At 72.2% G+C, this 3,185-nt stretch carries 4 protein-coding genes; all 4 read right to left on the reverse strand.

Features of this window, described 5'->3' with window-relative positions:
• Positions 1-825 (reverse strand): acetyl-CoA C-acyltransferase (locus PROKR_RS27785; protein WP_036970741.1); only part of this gene is annotated, 825 nt, incomplete at its 3' end.
• Between the two features lie 174 nt (positions 826-999).
• Entirely contained in the window at positions 1,000-1,650 is a 651-nt protein-coding gene (locus PROKR_RS27790; RefSeq protein ID WP_026365903.1) for a CoA transferase subunit B, read from the reverse strand.
• 3 nt (positions 1,651-1,653) lie between these two features.
• Positions 1,654-2,466, reverse strand: a complete 813-nt coding sequence (locus PROKR_RS27795; protein ID WP_036970744.1) for a CoA transferase subunit A — start codon at positions 2,464-2,466, stop codon at positions 1,654-1,656.
• An 82-nt stretch (positions 2,467-2,548) separates the two neighbouring features.
• Positions 2,549-3,185, reverse strand: a 637-nt coding sequence (locus PROKR_RS27800; RefSeq protein WP_036970355.1) for an SDR family oxidoreductase, incomplete at its 5' end; no start/stop codon positions are given.

The following is a 3,185-nucleotide window of genomic DNA, read 5'->3' on the forward strand; positions in this document are numbered from 1 at the left end:
GCGGACCGTCGCGAGCACGGGCACGCCGGCCGCCTCGGCCCGGGCGCGCGTGGTGAGCACGAGCGCCGCGGCGCCGTCGGAGATCTGCGACGAGTTGCCCGCCGTCAGTGTCCCGTCGCTCTTGAACGCGGGGCGCAGCCGCGCGAGCGACTCGGGCGTCGTGTCGGGCCGGACGCCCTCGTCGGTGCGCACCTCGACGGGGTCGCCGCGGCGCTGCGGCACCGAGACCGGTGCCAGCTCAGCCTCGAACACGCCGTCCTTGGCCGCGACAGCGGCCCGCTGGTGCGACGCCGCCGCGATCTCGTCCTGCTCCTCGCGCGACACGAACACGTCGCCGGAGTTGTGCTCCTCGGTCGAGATGCCCATCGAGACGTCGTCGAACGCGTCGGTGAGGGCGTCGTGCGCCACGGAGTCGGCCAGCTCGGCCGAGCCGTAACCGAACCCGGACCGCGCGCCGGCCAGGATGTGCGGGGCGTTGGTCATCGACTCCTGCCCGCCCACCAGCACCACGGCCGCCTCGCCCGTGCGCAGCAGCCGGGCTCCGTCGATGATCGACGTCAGCCCTGACAGACAGACCTTGTTCACCGTCACGGCCTGGACCGCCCAGGACACGCCGGCGGCCACCGCCGTCTGCCGCGCGGGGTTCTGCCCCGCGCCCGCCTGGATCACCTGGCCGAAGACCACTTTGTCGACGTCGGCCGCGAGCGCCCCCGCGCCCTCCAGCGCCTTGCGCGCCGCGATGGCGCCCAGGTCGACGGCGCTCAGCGCGGACAACGAGCCCTTCAGCCGACCCTGCGGCGTCCGCGCCGCCGAGACGATCACCACGTCGTCGGCGCTGTGTGTCGCGCCCGAACCGGTGGCGCCCGGACCGGTGCTCGTGGCACCCGTCGGAGCTGCAAATGCGTCACTCATGAGACCTCCTTTGGCCGTTCTTCCCAGCGTATCCCCCGGATTCACCGGCGAGCCCAGCGGTCGCGCGGGCTCGACGGTCGCGCGGGCTCAGCCCGCGGAACCGACCAGCTCGACGGCGAGCTCCGGCTCGGTCTTCTCGACGACCTCCTCGGCCGTCACCCCTGGTGCGAGCTCCCGCAGCACCAGCCCGGAGGGGGTCACGTCGAGCACCGCCAGGTCGGTGATGATCCGGTTCACCACGCCCTTGCCGGTCAGCGGCAGCGAGCACTCGCGCAGGATCTTCGGCGACCCGTCGCGCGCCACGTGCTCCATCAGCACGATCACGCGGCCCGCGCCGTGCACGAGGTCCATCGCCCCACCCATGCCCTTGACCATCTTCCCGGGGATCATCCAGTTGGCCAGGTCGCCCGTGGCGGAGACCTGCATGCCGCCGAGGATCGCGGCGTCGATCTTGCCGCCGCGGATCATGCCGAACGACGTGGCGGAGTCGAAGATCGACGAGCCGGGCAGCAGCGTGACGGTCTCCTTGCCCGCGTTGATCAGGTCCGGGTCGACGGCGTCCTCGGTGGGGTACGGGCCCACGCCGAGGATCCCGTTCTCGGACTGCAGCACCAGGTGCCGGTCGGCCGGCACGTAGTTCGGCACGAGCGTCGGCAGCCCGATGCCCAGGTTCACGTACATGCCGTCGGCCAGCTCGCGCGCGGCGCGCGCGGCCATCTCCTGTCGCGTCAGTGCCATGGTTCAGCCCTCCTTGCCCGACGGCGTGCCCGACGACGCGGGCTCCGCCACCGTGCGCCGCTCGATCCGCTTCTCGATGTCCGTGCCGACGTGCACCAGCCGGTGCACGTACACGCCCGGCAGGTGCACGCTGTCCGGGTCGATCTCCCCCGGCTCGACGAGCTCCTCGACCTGGGCGATGCAGACCCGCCCCGCCATCGCGGCCAGCGGCGAGAAGTTGCGCGCCGACCTGTTGAACACGAGATTCCCGTGCCGGTCGCCCCGCAGGGCGTGCACCAGCGCGAAGTCGGTGCTGATGGCCTCCTCCAGCACGTACTCGGCGTCGGAGTCCCCGAAGGTGCGCACCTCCTTGGCCGGCGACGCGATCGCGACGCCACCCGCGCCGTCGTACTTGCGGGGCAGGCCGCCCTCGGCGACCTGGGTGCCCACACCCGTGCGCGTGAAGAAGGCCGCGATGCCCGCGCCGCCGGCGCGGAGCTTCTCGGCGAGCGTGCCCTGCGGGGTGAGCTCCAGCTCGAGCTCGCCCGAGAGGAACTGCCGCTCGAACTCCTTGTTCTCGCCCACGTAGGAGCTGGTCATCTTACGGATGCGCTGGGCGTTCAGCAGCACGCCGAGGCCCCAGTCGTCGACGCCGCAGTTGTTGCTCACCACCGACAGGCCGCTCGTGCCCTGCGCGAGCAGGGCCTCGATCAGGGCGATCGGGTTGCCGCACAGGCCGAACCCGCCCACGGCCAGCGAGGCGCCGTCCGGGATGTCGGCCACCGCCTCGGCCGCGCTCGCGACCACCTTGTCGAACCCGGTACGTGCTCCAGTCATCATCGACTCCTCCATCACGTCAGTCCTGGCAGGTCATGCCATGTGCCAGTGTCACACTCCCGGCGCGCCGCCGGGCAGCAGCTCACCGCGCGCTCCAGCCGCCGTCGACGGTCCACGAGGCACCGGACACCATCGCGGCGTCCGGGCCCGTGAGCCAACCGACGAGCGAGGCGACCTCGTGCGGTTCCACCAGGCGCTTCACCGCGGACTCCGCGAGCATGACCTGCGCCATCACCTCGGACTCCGGGATCCCGTGCACCCTGGCCTGCTCGGCGATCTGCTTCTCCACCAGTGGGGTGCGCACGTAGCCGGGGTTGACGCACACGCTGGTCACGCCGTGCTCGCCGCCCTCCAGGGCCGTCACCTTGGACAGGCCCTCCAGCCCGTGCTTGGCCGCGACGTACGCCGACTTGAACGGCGAGGCCACCAGCCCGTGCACCGACGAGATGTTGACCACCCGCCCCCAGCCCCGGGCGTACATGCCGGGCAGGGCGGCGCGGACCAGCAGGAACGGCGCCTCCAGCATGATCCGCTGGACCAGCCGGAAGTCGTCCGGCACGAAGTCCTGGATGGGGCTGACCCGCTGGATGCCCGCGTTGTTCACCAGCACGTCCGTGTCCAGCCGCAGGTCGTCGAGCGCGCGGGTGTCGGACAGGTCGACCACCCACGCGTCGCCGCCCACCTCCTCGGCAACGGCCTTGGCGCCGTCGCCGTCCACG

The sequence above is a fragment of the Promicromonospora kroppenstedtii DSM 19349 genome, from assembly GCF_000515355.1.
In the GTDB taxonomy this organism is placed as follows: domain Bacteria; phylum Actinomycetota; class Actinomycetes; order Actinomycetales; family Cellulomonadaceae; genus Promicromonospora; species Promicromonospora kroppenstedtii.

Coding starts and splice junctions, on each gene's coding strand:
- PROKR_RS27790 (WP_026365903.1), bottom strand. CDS start 1,650: ATGGCACTGACGCGACAGGAGATGGCCGCGCGCGCCGCGCGCGAGCTG.
- PROKR_RS27795 (WP_036970744.1), bottom strand. CDS start 2,466: ATGACTGGAGCACGTACCGGGTTCGACAAGGTGGTCGCGAGCGCGGCC.